This window comes from Flavobacterium sp. RHBU_3 (assembly GCF_046613565.1).
Taxonomy (GTDB): Bacteria; Bacteroidota; Bacteroidia; order Flavobacteriales; family Flavobacteriaceae; genus Flavobacterium.
Genome location: NZ_JBKJHC010000007.1, coordinates 156,106 through 175,500, shown reverse-complemented (window position 1 = coordinate 175,500; position 19,395 = coordinate 156,106). Strand labels below are relative to the sequence as shown.

Genomic DNA, 19,395 nt, shown 5'->3' with positions numbered 1-19,395 from the left:
AATTAAATATAACTTTTATGAATGAATATCCATTATCAAAATTTTATTTTGAAGTAGACTGGGGCGGAACCAAGGTGGGCTTCCAGGAAGTATCGGGCCTTAATATAGAGATGGACCCTATAGAGTACAGGCATGGTGCCAGTCCTGACTTTAGTAAAATTAAAATGCCGGGCATGTTTAAGTTTCCAAACATTACATTTAAACGCGGCTCTTTTAAAGGCGACAATGAGTACTATGAGTGGCTAAAAACCATCAACCTAAATACAGTAGAGCGCCGTACCATTACAATTTCCCTGCTGGATGAAACCGGAAGCCCGGCCATTACATGGAAACTTAAAAATGCATTCCCTGTAAAACTACAATCTACAGACCTTAAGGCAGAAGGAAATGAAGTGGCTATTGAAACCCTTGAAGTAGCCCACGAAGGATTGACTATTGAAAACAATTAATAAATAACTTTAAATTAAATATCAAATGAATTACAAAACACCAGGAGTTTATGTAGAGGAAATCTCAAAATTTCCACCATCAGTTGCTCAAGTTGAAACAGCTATACCTGCGTTTATAGGTTATACTGAAAAAGGTACACTAAATGAACCTACAAGGATTACTTCACTTATGGAGTATGAAACCCTTTTTGGTGCAGCTTATGAAGAGATTAGCGGTATTTCTATTGCAGTATCAGACAATACAGTTACGGCAACTGTAACTCAAAGTTCAATAAGCGATTATAAAATGTACTACGCCCTACAAATGTATTTTGCTAATGGCGGTGGTCCTTGTTATATTGTTTCTGTAGGCGATTATGAGGATTCTATAGATAAAATCAAACTAAAAGCCGGACTGGATCTTCTTAGGAAAGAAGACGAACCTACTCTAATTGTATTCCCTGAAGCAGAAGCTTTAGGCGTTACTAATGCATATGTTCTTTATAACGATGCCCTTGATCAGGCTGAAGACCTGGGAGACCGCTTTGTTATTATGGATGTTGTTGGAGATCTTGCGGCCGATGTAACTGCTTTCAGGACTGGCGTAAGTGCTACAGGACTAAAATATGGAGCTGCTTATTATCCACATCTTGAAACATCGCTAAGTTACAGTTATAAGGATGCAAATGTATCAGTTACCGGTTATTCGGGAGTGACAACACTTTCAGCGTTGAAAGATGCTAATTCTGCACTTTATAACCAGGCAGTTAAAGCAATTGCAGCAAAATCTGTTGTTCTTGCACCTTCATCTGCCATTGCGGGTGTTTATGCAAAAGTAGATGCAGCTACAGGTGTATGGAAAGCACCGGCTAACGTAGCTCTTAATTATGTAGTGGCACCTACTGTAAAAATTTCTCACAGCGATCAGGAAAGCCTTAATATAGATACTACAGCAGGTAAATCAATCAACGCCATACGTAGTTTTGTAGGTAAAGGTACCCTGGTATGGGGCGCAAGGACTCTTGACGGAAACAGTAACGAGTGGAGGTATGTATCTGTACGCCGACTGTTTAACATGGTTGAAGAGTCTGTTAGTAAGGCTACAGAACGTTTTGTATTTGAATCAAACGATGCCAGGACCTGGGTAAGGGTTAAGGCCATGATAGAAAACTACCTTAACCAGCTGTGGATAAGTGGTGCTCTTGCCGGCAGTACCCCAGAACAAGCATATTATGTAAGTGTAGGACTTAACCAAACCATGTCTGCTCAAGACATACTTGAAGGCAAAATGATTGTTGAAATAGGTATGGCAGCAGTACGTCCTGCAGAATTCATTGTACTACGTTTTTCACACAAACTACAAGAAGCATAATAAAATACTTAACAATTAAAATATAACATTTATGAATGAATATCCATTATCAAAATTTTATTTTGAAGTAGACTGGGGTGGAACTAAGGTAGGCTTCCAGGAAGTATCGGGTCTGAATATAGAGATGGACCCTATAGAGTACAGGCATGGTGCCAGTCCTGATTTTAGTAAAACTAAAATGCCGGGTATGTTTAAGTTTCCTAACATTACTTTTAAACGCGGCTCTTTTAAACGCGACAATGAATACTATGAGTGGCTAAAAACCATCAACCTAAATACAGTAGAGCGCCGTACCATTACAATTTCCCTACTGGATGAAACAGGTAGTCCGGCCATTACATGGAAGCTTAAAAATGCATTCCCGGTAAAACTGCAGTCTACAGATCTTAAGGCAGAAGGAAATGAAGTGGCTATTGAAACTCTTGAAGTAGCTCACGAAGGATTAACTATTGAAAATAATTAATCATGGCTGTTTTATATCCTCCAACGAGTTTTTCATTTATAGTTAATGGAATATCAACAACAGAGGGTATTGACTCAAGATTTCAATCTGTATCTGGTTTATCTACAGAAATTGGGACTGAAGAGTATGCAGAAGGTGGAGAGAATAGGTTTGTACACCAGCTTCCCCTGCGTCCTAAATATCCAAATTTAGTTCTTAAAAGAGGGCTTATAGTAAATTCAGGATTAATAACATGGTGCAGAAATGCTATGGAAAACTTTGATTTTGAACCAAGAGACCTTATAGTATCCCTTTATGGAGGAGCTGAATCAACAGCACCACTTATGGTTTGGAATGTAGTAGGTGCTTACCCGGTAAAATGGGATGTTTCAGAATTTAATGCTGAAGAAAACAAGCTTGCTATAGAAACCGTAGAACTTAAATACAGATATTTTACAATACCTTCTACAAGTCTGTTAAGCTTGTAATTTGAACCAACAGAGCTAAACACATGAAGTGCGTTTAGCTAAACCAAAATATTTAGCTAAAATCTTTTTAAAAAAGACCTACAGTATAGTTGTATACACTACGCTGCAGAGGCTCTTTGTGTGTTTAGTTTTTAATAAAAAATTGGTAAGTGTCTGTTTGTTAGTGATTAATATGAAATAACGAATTAATAATAAATGAAATGCCAATAGAAATAAAGGAGCTACATATAAAAATAAATGTAGACGAAAAAGCTTCGGCTACTGCAACTGATCCTTCAATAAATCATAGGCAGATTATGCAGGCAATAAGTAATAGTATAGACCAGGCAGTAAATATAGAAAACCGTAAAAAAGAAAGATAATGGTAGGACCGCTCAAAAAACTAAAGATATCAACTTATAAGGATAATACATACAAGGCTACCAGTCTAATTAGTGAGACCGCTTTTGAAGTGTTTATTAATCCTACAAGTTATTCTATGACTTATAAGACAAAGTTTAGCGAAATGCAGGCAAATGGGACACCTAATGTCAGTGCAGGGTTTGTGGCATCTCCTCCCACAGATTTACAATTAGAATTTCTTTTTGATGGCACTGGTGTAACTCAGGAAAATTCCGGTAATAAGCTAGTGAATTCTATCGCCGAAAAACTTAGCAATAAAAAAGCATTTGCAATAAAAAAGGTGGAAACTCAAATATCAGACTTCTATAAAGCGACAGGTAAAATGGATGGTAAAATTCATAAACCTTATGAAGTAGTAATTACTTGGGGTACGCTTGAGTTTAAAGGTACATTATCTGAATTTACATTAGATTATAAGCTCTTTGATAATGAAGGAAATCCTTTGAGAGCTATTGGTAAAGCAAAATTTACCGAGTCGCTTAGTGAAGAGCTTATGAATAAAACGGTTAAAAAGGAATCCCCGGATCTTACTCATAAACGTATTGTAAAAGCAAGTGATACACTTCCAATGATGTGCCAGAATATTTATGGTGACCCTAAATATTATTTGGAAGTAGCCAAAGTAAACGGACTTGTAAACTTCAGGCAATTAACCCCGGGGCAGGAAATATATTTCCCGCCTGTAGCAAAAACATCATGATATGAACAACAGCGGTTACATAAAGACAGCAAAACCAACCGACCTGGTAACTTTTAAAATTATGTCTGGCGGTACTGAATTGCCGGGTAAATATGGTGTTAAAAGCATTGTTGTAGAAAAAGAGGTAAACAGGATTCCGTATGCCCGAATTATACTATTAGATGGTAGCGTTTCTGAGCAGACCTTTAAGTTGAGTAATGAGACATTACTTACTCCAGGCAGTGAAATTGAAATTACTGCAGGATACCATTCTGAAGAGGAAACCATTTTTAAAGGTGTTGTTGTAAAACACAACTTAAAAGTTAAAAATGGAAATTCGTTCCTAATTGTAGAGTGTAAGGACAAAGCAGTTAAGATGACCCTTGGTAGGAAGAGTAAGTACTTCTACGATAGTAAAGACAGTGATATTATAGAAGAGCTGATAAGTAATGGTGGAGTTACTGCTGATGTGGAAGCTACCGCAAACACTCATAAAGAACTGGTTCAGTACCGGGTATCTGATTGGGATTTTATGGTTGCAAGAGCACAGGTAAACGGCAAGCTTTGCTTTATAGATGACGGTACAATAAAAGTTTCAAAACCAGTGCTTAGTGGTAAAACTCTAGAAACGGTAGCATATGGTTCTTCAGTTCACGAGTTTGAAGGTGAAATTGATGCCCGAGACCAGTTTAATAAAATTACCTCAGCTACCTGGAGCTACACTGACCAGGAACTTGTGGAAACTGAAGCTCAGGATCCTGCACTTACTTTAAATGGAAATCTTTCAGTAAGTAACCTGGCAGGAGTCTTTAGTGTTGAGGATTTACAGCTAAGACACGGTGGTAACCTTACACAGGAAGAGCTACAGGACTGGAGTAATGCCAAAGCAACCTTCCAGCAACTTTCTAAAACACGTGGTAGGGTAAAATTTCAGGGAATCCCCTCAGTAAAGCCTGGAATATTACTGGAATTGCAAGGTATGGGCGATCGCTACAATGGTAATATATATGTTACGGGTGTACGTCATGAAATTGTGGGAGGGAACTGGCTTGTAGATGCACAGTTTGGGCTATCGCCAACATGGTTTTCTGAAACGTATGACATAAGCGAAATGCCTGGCTCAGGGATTATACCTTCTATAAGCGGACTACACATAGGTGTGGTGTCTCAATTAGAGTCAGACCCAGACGGAGAAGACAGGATATTGGTTCAGATACCTATTATCAATAACGAAGACCAAGGGATTTGGGCTCGTGTAGCAACGCTTGATGCAGGGGAGAACCGTGGTTCTTTTTTCAGGCCTGAAATTGCCGATGAAGTAATAATAGGCTTTATAAACGATGACCCTAATGATGCCGTGGTTTTAGGAATGCTTAACAGTAGTGCCAAGCCCGCCCCAATAGTTGCTACTGATGACAATCATGAAAAAGGATTTGTTACCCGCAGCAATATGAAAATGATCTTTAACGACGATAAAATTTCTTATTCGCTTGAAACACCGGTAGGTAAAAAAGTAACACTTGATGAAAATGCCGATATAATTAAGATTGAAGATGAACACTCTAATGTACTTACACTAAACGGAGATGGTATTACAATAGAGAGTGCAGGCGATATAAAAATTAAAGCCTCGGGTGATGTAAATCTTGAAGGAGCAAATGTAAACCTTAAAGCCAGTGCACAGTTTAAGGCTGAGGGCAGTTCGGGGCTTGAGGTATCTTCAGGAGCAGTTACTGTTGTTAAAGGCTCTCAAGTTAAAATCAATTAAAAGATAATTTCCATCACCACGCACATCTACAGGAAGATACCGATGAAGAGGAGGTGAAGTATTATTCTTTGAAAATAATAAACGAAAATGAAACCAGCAGCAAGAATTACAGATATGCACACGTGCCCAATGGTTACAGGCACTGTACCACATGTAGGTGGGCCTATACTTCCGGCAGGAGAGCCTACAGTACTTATAGGGGGTATGCCCGCCGCAAGGGTGGGAGACATGGCAATATGTACCGGCCCGCCAGATAGTATTGCAGCAGGGTCTTCAACCGTACTTATCGGGGGAAAGCCTGCGGCAAGGTTAGGCGATACTACTACACACGGAGGTGTTATATCTGCAGGCGAAGCCACAGTTTTAATAGGTGGTTAATGCTGTGTCAATATACATCCGGGAAATTCTTACTACCTGTTAAATAGCATATTTACAAATGATTGCAGAGGAGGCGGAATATTACTGGTACAAATTATTATAATAAAATAATACAAACAACAGCATGAAAATAGATACAGATTTTTTAGGAATAGGCTGGAGTTTTCCGCCTGAGTTTAATAAAACAGACGGAACACTAATGATGACATCAGACGAGGAGGACATTAACAATAGCCTTATCATTTTGTTGTCTACCCGCCCGGGAGAGCGTGTTATGTTTCCTGATTATGGGTGTGACCTGCAGGAAATGCTCTTTAATCCATTAGACCTGACATTGATTACCCGTATGAAAGGAGTAATAGAGCGTGCCATATTATATCATGAACCAAGGATAATCCTTTTGGGTATTGATATAGATACTAAGGATGAACTTGAAGGACAGGTATTGATTCAGGTGAATTATGAAATAAGAAATACCAATACAAGAAGCAATATTGTTTTTCCTTTCTATAAAGGAGAGGCAACCGAAATTTAATTAAAACAGATAAAGGCTGTAACCTATTTATTATCAACCAAAATAATCATATCAGGGGTATTGCATCTTATTATAGAAAATTAAATAAAGACAAATGAAAAAAACAGATACGTTTTCGCATTATCGTGATGGAAAATCGCAAATGCAACGCTTTTTAACAGAGCTAAATCCTGGCAGTCTTGAATTGCATGATTTTGATTTGTTCGACTGGCTACTGTTTGCAAACAATTTTGCTAAACATGTAAATTATTTTGATAAAAATGATGCTACAACACCAAACGGAAGCTGGGAAGGCTTTTTCTTAGGTGATGATGATTATTCTATCCCGAGAAGGGAGAGTGTTGAATATAAATCTCTTAAAAAGCAGGTTACAGACTTGGTTAACCAATATGAGGAGGATGGTAGCCTTACCCCGCACCTTACTTTATTTATTTGCTTCATAAAACTATTAGATTTTTCAAAGAAAGAGTTTAATAATCTTACAAAGAGGCATTTAGATTTTTATTATAATGAAATACTACAGATTGAAAAACAAGAAGCCACTCCTGATAAGGCATATGTAATTTTTGAACTGGCTAAAAAAGCTGTTCAGGAAAAAATACCTGAAGGCACATTACTGAACGCACAAAAAGATATAAACGGTAAACAACTTATTTTTAAAACCAATAAAGAACTTATTGCAAGCCAGGCCAAAGTAGCAGAACTTAAAACTCTGTTAAATGACGCTGAGAATAAGGAATTGAAAATGGCAAGGGTAGCTAATACTTTAGATGGTATAAGTGAAAAGCTTCCGGATGCAGGTAATTACTGGTGGCCATTTGGCTACAATTCTGATGAAACAGATAACTCAGATTTTAAGGAACTTGAAAATGCAAAACTGGGCTTTTCTATTGCTTCATCACTATTTAATTTAAAGGAAGGAGAACGTACTGTAACAGTAACAATAAGCTTTAAGGAGAATAGTTCTACTAAGCTTGAAAAATTTTCAACTACAGATATTCAAAACAATATAAAACTATTGTGCAGTGGTGAAAAAGAGTGGCTATCAGGAGCAGCCATAAAATGTACTGAAAACAGTAGTTCAAAACTTCAGTTAACTTTTACACTGTTAAAAGATTTTCCGGCAATTGCTAATTATAATAAAGCGGTACTTGCTGAAAGTTTTAATACTGATTTACCAGTAGTGCGATTTATTATTGATGGAGTAAAATACTATGATGTTTATACAGCCCTGTCTGAAAAAGAAATAAAAAACGTAGATATTAATATAGATGTAAAGGGTGTTAAATCAGTTTCTATAGAAAATGATAATGGAGCATTAAACGCTGAAAAAGCATATTATCCGTTTACAGCACAGCCGATTACCGGGTCTAATTTTTTTATGAAATATCCGGAAATGTTTGCCAAAAAATGGGATAGTGCTTCTTTTACTATTAACTGGAAGAATACACCACAATCTATTACTGATTTATACAAAGCCTATATATTATCACCTAACCAGGATATAACAAAATCAGACTTTGATAAAGCGCCAAATACATCAGTAGTAACAGATGACACCTATTTTAAAGCAAATGCAGCACTTTTTGAGAAAAAGGAGTGGTCTCTTAAATCTACAGGGATACAACTTTTCCAAAAAAATGGTAATAGTTATCAAACCACTTTTACAGTAAATAATACCAGCCATAGTGCTAATACTTCTGAAGCCATAAGGTTAACACTACAACAGTCGGCATTACAGGATGTTTATCCAAAATTGTATACGCTGGCAATTACAAGTACAAAAGATACTGTCCTAATTCCTAATGAGCCATATATTCCTGTGGCGGAAGACATTGAATTAAACTATTCAGCATCAGGAAGCGTGTATACTATAATGAGTTCGGCCGGTAAAGGAAAATCGGTAAAGAACGAAGGTGTTCAGTTGTTTCATGAAGATGCATTCGGGCAGTATGAAAAAGAGGTTGCAACAAAAAGTGTTGTGCCGGTACACACTGAGGGAGGTGAACTGTATGTAGGTATAGAGGCTGCTAATGAAAACGAAACAGTTTCACTGCTTATTCAGGTTTTAGAAGGTAGTGAAAACCCATTAGCCGAAACTTTTGAAGATAATGAAAATATTGAATGGTCTATTTTGTCTAATGATTCATGGATAGATCTTTCAGATTATATAATAACAAATGAGACTAAGAGATTCCTGGAGTCTGGTATACTGAAATTTAAAGTCCCTAATAATATTGGGACAAATAATACAAGCCTTACCACCGGCCTAATATGGTTAAGAGCTGTAACTAAAAGAAGTTATGATGCTGTATGTAAAATGCAGGGTGTTTATACTCAGGCTGTGCTATCAACATTTCAGGACAATGATAATGACTTATCTCATCTTGACACCGGGTTAGAGGCAGGTACAATATCTAAACTAATAACCAGAGTACCTCAGGTAAAATCTGTAACACAGCCTTATAACTCCTTTGACGGAAAATACAAGGAAAGCGATACAGCATTTTACAGACGTGTAAGCGAAAGGCTTAGGCATAAAAACCGGGCCATAACATTATGGGATTATGAGCAGCTGATTTTACAGCAATTTCCTGATGTGTTTATGGCTAAATGTCTTAACCACACATCTGAAAATTCATATTTGGCGCCAGGTTATATAACTCTGGTTGTTGTACCTAATATAAAAAACAAGAACGCATTTGATATATATCAGCCAAGGGTAAGCAGAGCTACCCTTAATAAAATTCAGGATTATGTAAACGGACTAAACTCAATGCATGTTACGGCACAGGTTATTAATCCGGATTATAAAGAAGCCAGGATAAATATAAAGGCAAAATTCTTTGATGAATATGATGATGCATTCTACAGTAAACAACTGGATGAAGATATAAAAAAATATATCTCTCCTTGGGCTTTTGGCGATTTTGAAGCTGTTTCGTTTAACTCTAAACTTAATGTTAACCAGCTTACTAACTATTTAGAGCAACTGTATTATGTGGATTATATAGATGAGCTGAAAGTATATGTAAATAATGTTTTACAGAAACAATACTTAATTGAAGCCGAACCAAAATCCATATTAGTATCGGCGAAACAACATGTTGTAAAAATTGCTGAACAAGTATGTATATAAACAAAACAGATAAAAACTCATAAGGTATGTCAGAAAATAATCATGTTAGTATATCTAAAAAAGTAGAAACTGAAGACCAGTCGGATTTTCAGTTCTTGCGAAAAACAGGTATTGAATACATAGAAACGCTTGGAGGGAAGCTATGGACAGATTTTAACTCTCATGATCCAGGAATCACTACGCTCGAAATTTTAAGTTATGCCATTACAGACCTCGGTATGAGGATGAATCTTAATATTGAAGATATTTTGTATTCAGAAAATAATGGTATTGATAAGCAGTTCTTTAAAGCCGAGGAGATTTTGCCTTCAAGGCCGTTAAATGAACTTGATTACAGAAAACTGTTTATGGATATCAACCTGAAGTCGGGTACAGCTAGGGCTGTAAAAAATTGTTGGCTGGTTCCGCGTGTTGAAGCTATGTATGCTGATTGCAAAACAGGTAAGTTAGGATTAACTAAAGACGAGCTGGGAGTAGATAATCCAAAGAGCTTTAATATTAAAGGGCTTTATGATTTGTATGTAGAATATGGAGAGGGTTTTGAAAGCGATGCAGAAGCAGATGATTGCGACAAATCTAATACCCGAATAAAAATATTAGAAGCTTATAATGCAAATAGAAGCCTTTGTGAGGATTTAGTTGAGATAAAAACAATTGAAACACAGGAAATAGCTGTTTGCGCCAGAATTGAGGTTGTGAATAAGGCCGATGAAGAACTGGTACATGCTAAAGTTCTAACAAGCATTAACAATTATCTGTCTCCTGAGGTACACTTTTATTCACTTAAACAAATGGTGGATAAAGGGTATACAATGGATCAGATTTTTGATGGCCCACTATTGAATAATGGCTTTATTGATACAGAAGAACTTAAAAATAGCCAACTTAGGAAAGAAGTACGCCTTTCGGATATTATTAGTGAAATAATGAAGATAGACGGCGTTAAGGAAATCAAGGAAATTTCTATTGCCGGATGTAATGGCTCACTAAAACCCTCTGATGAATGGCTTCTTTGTATAGACAGTGGCAAAAAACCGGTATTATGTGAGTTGAGCTCATTTAGTTATACTAAAGGAAGCCTTCCTTTAAATATTAATAGCAAAAAGGTAAATGAATACCTGCAAACAATTGAAAGAGAAAAAGAGGTTTTACGAGAAGATGCAACATTAAATAAAGTACCGGATTTGCCAGAAGGAACGTCTTATGATTTGGCTAATTACGCTACAATTTTAAATGAATTTCCTGATGTATACGGGGTGGGCGTTTCTGGTATTATAGGAAATCCTGATGTTACTAGGCAGGCACTTGCTAAGCAGCTACAGGGATACTTGCTGTTTTTTGATAAAGTATTAGCCAGCTATTTTAAACATCTCGAAAAAGTTAAAGATATACTTAGTGTAAATAGTGATATTAAGAGAACCTATTTTACACAAGCTCTTAAAAACATCAGGGATTTTGATACACTGGTTAAAGATTATGTAACTGATGATGATGATAAGCTAACAGACTCTTTGTATGAAGAGTTAGACAATAGTGTGGAGCGAAGAAATCAAGTACTGGATCACCTCATTTCGCGATTTGCAGAAGTGTTTAGCGACTATACGTTCTTAATGAAATCACTTTATGGTGTTGCAGCCGACGAAATTGTGCTAAAAAATAAAGAAATGTTTTTGCAGCAGTATAAAACACTAAGTGAAGACAGGGGGCTGGGATATAATTATTCTCTAACATCTGAATCATCACAGTGGAATACAGATAACATTTCGGGAGCACAAAAAAGGATAGCAAGGCTTTTGGGAATTAAGAATTATAAGCAAAGAAATATTTCAAATTCGCCGGTACTAATTATAAAAAGCACCAATACTAATGGTGATGATGTTTATAAGTGGAAAGTAAAAGATGCTAATGGCAATGTTGTTTTATGTTCTGTAAATGAGTATCAGCTTGAATATTCTGCTACCAGAGCTTTGAATGAAGCAATATACCAAACGATACAGATAGATCAGGAAGATTTGGAGAACAGTCTGGAAAATGATTTTGATGGAGGTGAGGTGATAGGAAACATAAGGATACACAAATCTGCAAACGGCAATTTTTATTTGGAAATCCTGGATGATTCTGAACCGCAAAATATCATTGCTACCCATAAGCTTACTAATCCTTATACAACTCAGGAAACACTGAAGAAGGGTATCCTTGATCTTGTAGAGTACCTTAAGTATGATTTTACAGAAGAGGGAATTTTCCTGGTAGAGCATTTAATGTTAAAGCCTTCCGCTAAAGATTATAATCTCGTAGACGGAATAGGTTGTATGGCGCTTGAGGATACTTTCATTGTTATGTTTGACGATGAAGAGGATACAGAGGATGGAGACTCAGGATCGAATTTAATGGATAGTTGTGAAGAAGATTGTGAGACTGATATTTTTGACCCTTACTCTTATCGTGTTAGTGTAGTACTACCCGGGTATACTTACCGCTTCTCAGACCCGGATTTCAGGCGTTATGCAGAAACTGTTATAAGGCAAGAACTTCCTGCCCATGTTTTAGCAAAAATTTGCTGGGTAGGCGACAGGCAAGGCGAGATAGCAACCGCGCAAAGTGACCTGTCTAATTTTGAAAAAACCTTTGAGAAATTCCTTTTAGATAAATCAAGGAGTGCTGTAAATAGTTTATCTAATAGTACCAAAGAACTAATACTGGCATTAAATGACTTAAACAACATTTACAGGCCGGGAAGACTCTTAGACTGTGCTGTGGAAGATGAAGGCAATAACTTGGACGGAATTATTATACTAGGACAATCAAACTTATAAATAAAGAACAATGAATACTAAATTAGATAATTTAACAACCCAGTACAGGAAATTTAACGCCGGGCAGGCGTTAACCGAAGGGCAATTAAACGAATTTATTGACTATTTTGAAGACCAGGACCGTTTATCAAGAACGAGGCTTGGCGGTGTAGGAATTATTTGTGGTTTTAAATCTGCAATTGTTTCGAATGCTTCAGGGGGTTCAAGAGGAGCCATTAATATTTCGCAAGGGGCGGGCGTTACTACAGATGGAGATCTTGTAACATTGCGTAAAAATGAATTAGATGGTGTTTCTATAGATTTACAATCTAAAGACTATACCTATTACAGGAATTATACAGATAAATATAAATATCCGTATTTTACTAACGGCAGTACTAAAATAACTTTATTAGAGCTGTTTACTGACGAAGAATATTCGGCTTTAGTTAATGCAGGAGAAGATGAAACAGAATTTAGTGCAGTAAATACTATTCAAAATTTAGAACAAAAAATACTTCTCCTTTTCCTTGAGACGTATTCTAATGATGAAACTCCATGTGAAAGTGCAGACTGTGACAATAATGGTGCTGAGCAGGTTTCTGAACTCAGGGTACTCTTAGCAGACAGCGTAGAAGTAGATGGGGTAATAGTTAATAGAACAGATAAAAACATTGATAGTATTTATAAACTTCATAATAGCTATGAAGAGCTGTATGACAGTTTAAATGCCCTTGAGGTAAAAAGGGTAATACTTGATACAGAAGTTGTAGATAATGATGACTTAAGGATTAAATTTAAAACTGCTATTGAGTCTCCTTCCCTTATTACGAGCTTAAAAGATGGATTTACAAATATAGCCAATGCCTTTGGTATTGATTTAGACTTTTCAGGGGCTGCATTTACAGATATACTTACAGATTCGCTAAATGTAGCAAACTCAGATATTCATTATCAATATAGATATGATCTTCTTAAAGACCTTGTAGATACTTATAATGAAATCAGGGGGCTAATACTGCATCTTAAAAGTGTATGCTGCCCGGATATTAACTCATTTCCTAAGCACCTTATGCTGGGGCCTGTAGGTGCCTCACTAAGCCTGGGAGAAAGAACTGATTACAGGCATGATTTTTATAGTTCGCCTATAAATACCGATGCTGATGAAAATAAAGAGAGGCTTGTTTTGCTGGCAAATCGTTTTGTGCAGAAAATCAATGAATTCAGGACGTTTACAGGACCAATAAAGATTACGCCTTCAAACCAGGATGTAGCACTTGGAGAAAAAGCAGTTCCGTTTTACTACAATGTAACTACTGACCTGCTTAAAAAATGGAATTTTGACAGGACACAGACCGGTAAGGAAACCTATAACCTAAGTTATCATACGGGTAACCTTTCTTCAGCGGCGTTTGTGCAAACCCCATTATGGTATAATATAGACAACCATGACTTTTTTAGGATTGAAGGACATTTAGGTATTCCTTATAAAATTGCCCTGAAAAATATTAACAACCTTAAATCTACCTATGGGCTGGCTTTTGATGTTGTGGCGCTGGTTTTAAAAAAAGGTACAACTACCTCAACTACAGTAACAACGGCATCAACCTTGTCTATTAACGACCTAAGGGTAAAACTAAGTAATATTTCGCGTGATGTAGTTAGCCAGACAACAGATACACAAAATACACTGACCAGCATTTCAGATCTTGATGAACAATTAAAACTGCTGAATGATGTTGATTTCACAACATCAACGCTGGGAGTTTCACTTGTAAAGCAAAGGGCTAAGGAAAAGGATGTGGTATCTGAACTTTTAAGCGACTTTTTAGGGCGGAATTCAGGACTGGAACACGTTTCCGGTGTACCAAAAGGAGGTACTTTTTACCTGATATATGAATCTGAAACCAGTAATAAAGTTATTGCAGACTTTGCTACACCATACTTGTGCTGTACTAAAAAAGATCCTGTATTCCTGGTACTGCCTGCTACAGCATTGTGTGAAAATGATGAGAAAATACCGGTTACTATTCTTCCGCTTGATGGCGAAATCAGGGTATTTGACGGCAATACGGAGCTAACACCTATTACTAAGGTAGGCGGACAAAACTACTTCGATCCTTCACTGGTAGGTGCTGCACATCAGGAAAAAGCCCTTACGTTTACTGTAAACGATGATCCGGTAGATACTACTATTAAAGTACATGCACAGCCTAAGGGTATAACCTTTACTATAGATAGCATAGCTTACAGTACTGATACTGATGATCCTGATGCTACTGTTACTTTCAAGGTTACTGTACCTTCAGGCCTGGGTACACTAGAATATTCATGGAATTATGGAGACGGTACACCTGTAACAACGCCAGCTTCATTATCTGCCGGTGATACATCGATGACGCACAAATATAACCTTGTTGCCAGTCAGGAAGATACTTATAACCCTACGCTTACCGTTACGAATGTTGATACCGGCTGTAGCAATGTATTTACAGCAGAGCCTATAAAACTAATAGGACAGGCTACAGTAGCGTGTTTAAATAACATGAGGATTGTTATACAGTACAAGCAGGGTGTAAGCCCGAGCCACGGCTGTAATCAAGCTAACTTTAACCTGAAAGGTAATGGTATAATATTGACTAATGCTAGGGCAAATCCTAAAGGTGTAGTGGGTAATATTCATTTGAGTAATACCGGTGGTGATAATGATGCGTATAATTATCCTGATGGTGAAACAAATACTGCAAACCGATACAATGAGATTATTATATCTGAAAGCGAAGCAGAAAGTATTGCAGCAGAATCTACAGACGGATTTATATCATTCTCGTTAGAATGTGCATTAACAACAACCGGTTGCCATACCGGTGTGGCATGGACCCAGATATTCCTTGCTGATGCTACAACTCCAATGTATGATGGTTATCCTACAAACAATTTCTTGAAGATAAACCCATGTACCGGAGAAGTAAAACCATAACGGTATAGTAAGGAATATTCCTTAACAATTCTTAATGGAATAGCTGCTGTAAGTCCTTGGGCACTTACTACCCAAGGATTTACATGCCAGCTGAATAAATCATTAAAAAATGAATTACAATGAGTGAATTAAGTAGTTATAAATTAGAATACATATCAACTGAATATCGGAAATTTAGTAAAGGCCAATTAGTCGATGATGATCAGTTTAATGAGTTTCTCGATTTTTTTGAAGATCAGGATCGCTTATCAAGGGTTATGCTACAGGGAGTGGGTGTGGTATGTGGTTTTAAGCCTACACTTGGCTATGCCAATGATAAAATTAAAAGTATATTTCTCTCTCAGGGAATTGCCATTACAACCGATGGGGATTTACTTACTTTAAATACAAAGAGCAGGTCCAGAAAACTAAACGTTGACCCGGATGCAAGTGAGTTAAAAACCATTGATTTTAGCGGTAAGCTTTACACACACTGGAAAGCGTATGATAATTATAAAGTAATGTACCCGCCATTTTATAATGCTTCGGTTAGCTCTACGGATCAGATTGAGCTATGGGAACTGTCAGACAGGCTAAGTGTAAAAGATGGTTTTCAGCCCCTGACAGCTTTTGATAATCTTGAAGACATGTGTCTGTTGCTTTACCTTGAAGATTATGAGAAAGAAGTAAAACCGTGTAAGGGTGTAGATTGCGACAATCATGGAATACAGCAGGTAAGGAATCTTAAAGTGTTACTTACCACAGTTGCCGGTATAGAAAAAATATTAGAAGCAGATACGGTTTCTCCGCATCCAGTACTTCTTAATTTACTGGGAGAAGAAAAAATTAAAAGGGTTGTATTAACTAAAACCCAAAATACTGCAGAGAGCATAAGGGCGGCATATAGTAGTGCCATAAGCCAAAGCAACTATGCTGCAATAATAGAAAGTGTAAACAGTATTTGTACAATGATGGGTAAAACTATTATTGACGAGACTGCATTTGTAAATTCTATTAATAGTCTTATCACCCAGCCTGTTAAGATTCAGTATGCTTATGAGGCTGTTAAAGATTTGATTGATACATATGCAGAAATTGTAGCACAGCTGTCTAAGTCTTTTATGAAATCTTTTCCAGATGTATATGCTTTTCCTAAACATATAATGTTAGGAGGATTAACATCAGATGATCGATTTGATAATAAGAAGCACCAGTTTTATAGTTCGCCTGCATTAGATAATGAAAAAACGGAGTATAGCAGGCTGCTTTTGCTAATAGAACGTTTCAGGCAGCAGGTACAGGCATATAAAGGGCCGATTACTTTAAGTAATGGAGCCGTAAAGATAACACCATCGCAGCTTATAAGCCCTTTAGGGGAAAAAGCCATTCCGTTTTATTATACCGAAACGAATGATCTTCTTGCAGCATGGGATTATGATAAAACCCGTAACAGGGCATCGGGTACTAATTTAAGGTTTAGTACAACATTACTGGCTACAAAAGGTGATAGGGAAACACCTACATCATACAACAAACCATTTTATCGTATAGAAGGCCACCAGGGAAGTGATTACGATGAGATAGTTACTAACCTGAGGCAGATTAAGGAAGACAATCAGCTTGGTTTTGATATTATGGCGGTTTCATTGACTCAGTTATTAGATAACAAAGATGTTTCTAAAGCTTCTTTCTCTGATTATATAGAGAAACACCCCGGTATAGAACACCTTGGCGGGGTAAAGCGCGGCGGTACTTTTGTTGTTGTTTATGAGTCGGAAGCAAGTAAGGCCGTAATAGCAGATTTTTCATTGCCATATGTTTGTTGTACACCTAAATCAGATGTTGCACTGAGCCTTCCAATGAGTACCCTATGTAATAATGCAGCCCCGGTAATATTTAAAATTACTCCTGCAAACGGTGTTGTAAAGGGGTATGTAAGAAATGAAACTACAGGAGCAATTATCAATACCTCAAGCACGTTAGGCGTACAGAAAGTAAATGGACAGTATATGTTTAATCCTGGGCTTGTTGAAGATGAGTTCCTGAATAAAGAAATTGAATTTACCGTAAACGCAAAACAAACAGATTGTACTGTTGAGGTACTGCCTGCTCCAGAAGTAACTATAGTAGCCAGTATAGAACGAGATCCTGAAGCAGGTTCATCAATAACTACTGTAAGTTTCGCCATTACAGGTGAGAATATGGCTAATTATGATTATAAATGGGACTTTTTAGGTAATGGGCTATATGTATCTGTTAAACCGGATAAAACCGGTATAGTGAGGAATAATTACGTTAAAGTAGATTTCACTAAAGAGGTACGTGTATTGGTTTCGGGTAACGGATGCTCTGAGATTGTATTACCTAAGAATTGGCATTCATTAAAAAATGATATAGTTAGGTAATAGAACGTGTTTATAAGTATTTAACGCTGCTTATGGCCTAATTAGCCTTAAGGATAAAGGCACTTTATTGAAGCAGATAAGAACCGGTTAATCCAATAGAAAGGTGGTTGATAAGAACATAAAACGAAGGGCCGACCGGCCCGACGTTTATGTTTGGTTCTTTATAAGTTTTTTGATAATCAGTTGTTTTATCTTCTTTGGTTTTTGCGCTTAATGCTTATGATGTTAAACAGTTTTACAACGTCATCAAGTTGTATCTCAAAATCTGGATAATAGTCATTTAAACAGTGCAGTGTTATTATATTATTTTCCAAATCGTGATTAGTAATACGCTTAACCATAATACCCTTTTCCTTATGAACAATTACAAAATCCCACTTATTATACTGTAGTTTGTTTACCCATAAATCCGGCTTTATGTTTCGGCACAGCAAAATGTCGCCCACGAGGTAGCTATCGGAAGATCCATCATCCATTTTGTCATCTTTTACTTCAAAGCACATGTATTCATCCTGGTGTTCTATGTCATCTGCATATGGAATAGTGGGCAGGCTTTGTATGTATTTCCTGTTAGCATAACCTTTAATATATCCGGCTTGCGCATACTGATTTACAAGATGCACGTTCATAACCGGCGATGTAATAGACATAGTTTGTGGGCTAATTTCATTAGTGAGTTTCTGTTTTTTTGAGAGCAGATTTCTCATAAAAAAAGCCGTGGTTTCCGGTATTTTTCGTTCACCTTTTTCCCAGTACTGAATGGCTCTTGTGCCGACTCCTATAGACTTTGACAGTTCGGATTGTTTCATTTTTAGACTTTTCCGGATTGATTTAAACTCCAGGTGATTCATAATGATTGTTGGTTTATTAATAAATTAATTAAAAGTGCAAATTTTGCGCATTTTTGTTTTGGATAAACGAACAAAAGGCACATATTTGTTAGTGTTGGAATCAGGACAAACACAAATATACAAAATATAGACAACTTTTAAAATGTCTATTTTCTACAGATATATTGCTTGTATTTGTGGAGGAAGGATACTGTTTGAGATTTCCATAAATAATAACCAAAAAAATATAAACGAACAAAGAGCGTTTTTTTTGGTAAAGAAATGCCTTTTAAGCCAACCATCTTATAAAAGCATTGCGACTTAATAAATCAATATTTAACAACCAAATTTTTTAAACGAACCAATGAAAAGAAGTAAAGAATTAATTGAAAAAAGAAGAGAGTTTGTGTCTAATTATGTGATACACAATCAAAGTAAGCAAATGAAAGTAATTGTAAGTGAATTAACAGAGATGTTGTTTTTGTCTGAGCGTACAATTTACAATATTCTTACTGATGATAGGGATATCTATTAATGTTACAACCTCGAAATAAGTTTTCTGTAATTCTAAAAAAAAACGATTGGATTTGCCTGGGAGCAATTCCTTAATCAGAATCAAATTTTATTAATGAAACTAACGGTTTAAAGGAATGACATATGCTTATATGAAATTCTTAGAAGGTGTATTTCTTAAAAACCATTGATATGTGTTATTAACCTAAAATTCAATTTGCAAGAATACTATATTAAGTAAGCTAATGAAGAATTTTAGGAC

15 protein-coding genes are annotated in these 19,395 nt (G+C 36.6%); 14 read left to right on the top strand and 1 reads right to left on the bottom strand.

Annotated features, from left to right (window positions below):
- The first annotated feature begins 17 nt into the window (after positions 1 to 17).
- From ACLI1A_RS11785 to ACLI1A_RS11725, 13 genes are all read left to right on the top strand, one after another.
- Positions 18 to 449: a phage tail protein gene (locus tag ACLI1A_RS11785; protein WP_411408858.1), complete on the top strand. Its 432-nt coding sequence runs from the start codon at positions 18 to 20 to the stop codon at positions 447 to 449.
- A 25-nt stretch (positions 450 to 474) separates the two neighbouring features.
- Positions 475 to 1,800, top strand: coding sequence for a phage tail sheath family protein (locus ACLI1A_RS11780; RefSeq protein WP_411408857.1), 1,326 nt, complete (start codon positions 475 to 477; stop codon positions 1,798 to 1,800).
- Positions 1,801 to 1,831: 31 nt separating this feature from the next.
- A complete protein-coding gene (locus ACLI1A_RS11775) occupies positions 1,832 to 2,263 on the top strand; it encodes a phage tail protein (RefSeq protein WP_411408856.1) in 432 nt (143 codons plus the stop codon).
- A 2-nt stretch (positions 2,264 to 2,265) separates the two neighbouring features.
- Complete coding sequence (locus ACLI1A_RS11770) at positions 2,266 to 2,730, top strand: phage tail protein (protein WP_411408855.1); 465 nt, start codon at positions 2,266 to 2,268, stop codon at positions 2,728 to 2,730.
- A gap of 200 nt (positions 2,731 to 2,930) precedes the next feature.
- A complete protein-coding gene (locus tag ACLI1A_RS11765) occupies positions 2,931 to 3,092 on the top strand; it encodes a DUF5908 family protein (protein ID WP_411408854.1) in 162 nt (53 codons plus the stop codon).
- Positions 3,092 to 3,832 carry a CIS tube protein gene (locus ACLI1A_RS11760; RefSeq protein WP_411408853.1) on the top strand — a complete coding sequence of 247 codons (741 nt, stop codon included), beginning with the start codon at positions 3,092 to 3,094 and terminating at the stop codon, positions 3,830 to 3,832. The genes ACLI1A_RS11765 and ACLI1A_RS11760 overlap by 1 nt, the downstream gene beginning before the upstream one ends.
- Position 3,833: 1 nt before the next feature.
- On the top strand, positions 3,834 to 5,579 hold the full coding sequence (gene vgrG, locus ACLI1A_RS11755; protein ID WP_411408852.1) for a type VI secretion system tip protein VgrG: 1,746 nt from the start codon (positions 3,834 to 3,836) through the stop codon (positions 5,577 to 5,579).
- Between the two features lie 87 nt (positions 5,580 to 5,666).
- On the top strand, positions 5,667 to 5,957 hold the full coding sequence (locus ACLI1A_RS11750) for a PAAR domain-containing protein (protein ID WP_411408851.1): 291 nt from the start codon (positions 5,667 to 5,669) through the stop codon (positions 5,955 to 5,957).
- A 124-nt stretch (positions 5,958 to 6,081) separates the two neighbouring features.
- The gene (locus tag ACLI1A_RS11745) at positions 6,082 to 6,492 is read left to right on the top strand and encodes a GPW/gp25 family protein (protein WP_411408850.1); all 411 of its coding nucleotides are present in this window, start codon (positions 6,082 to 6,084) and stop codon (positions 6,490 to 6,492) included.
- Between the two features lie 94 nt (positions 6,493 to 6,586).
- The gene (locus tag ACLI1A_RS11740; RefSeq protein WP_411408849.1) at positions 6,587 to 9,631 is read left to right on the top strand and encodes a baseplate J/gp47 family protein; all 3,045 of its coding nucleotides are present in this window, start codon (positions 6,587 to 6,589) and stop codon (positions 9,629 to 9,631) included.
- Between the two features lie 26 nt (positions 9,632 to 9,657).
- Entirely contained in the window at positions 9,658 to 12,447 is a 2,790-nt protein-coding gene (locus tag ACLI1A_RS11735) for a hypothetical protein (protein ID WP_411408848.1), read from the top strand.
- A 10-nt stretch (positions 12,448 to 12,457) separates the two neighbouring features.
- Positions 12,458 to 15,406 carry a PKD domain-containing protein gene (locus ACLI1A_RS11730; protein WP_411408847.1) on the top strand — a complete coding sequence of 983 codons (2,949 nt, stop codon included), beginning with the start codon at positions 12,458 to 12,460 and terminating at the stop codon, positions 15,404 to 15,406.
- Between the two features lie 119 nt (positions 15,407 to 15,525).
- On the top strand, positions 15,526 to 17,790 hold the full coding sequence (locus ACLI1A_RS11725) for a hypothetical protein (RefSeq protein ID WP_411408846.1): 2,265 nt from the start codon (positions 15,526 to 15,528) through the stop codon (positions 17,788 to 17,790).
- Positions 17,791 to 17,978: 188 nt separating this feature from the next.
- Here the strand turns inward: ACLI1A_RS11725 and ACLI1A_RS11720 are convergent, their stop codons facing one another.
- A complete protein-coding gene (locus ACLI1A_RS11720) occupies positions 17,979 to 18,641 on the bottom strand; it encodes a DUF1870 family protein (protein ID WP_411408845.1) in 663 nt (220 codons plus the stop codon).
- A 343-nt stretch (positions 18,642 to 18,984) separates the two neighbouring features.
- Here ACLI1A_RS11720 and ACLI1A_RS11715 point away from each other — a divergent pair, with 343 nt between their 5' ends.
- Positions 18,985 to 19,155, top strand: a complete 171-nt coding sequence (locus ACLI1A_RS11715; RefSeq protein WP_411408844.1) for a hypothetical protein — start codon at positions 18,985 to 18,987, stop codon at positions 19,153 to 19,155.
- Positions 19,156 to 19,395: the final 240 nt, after the last annotated feature.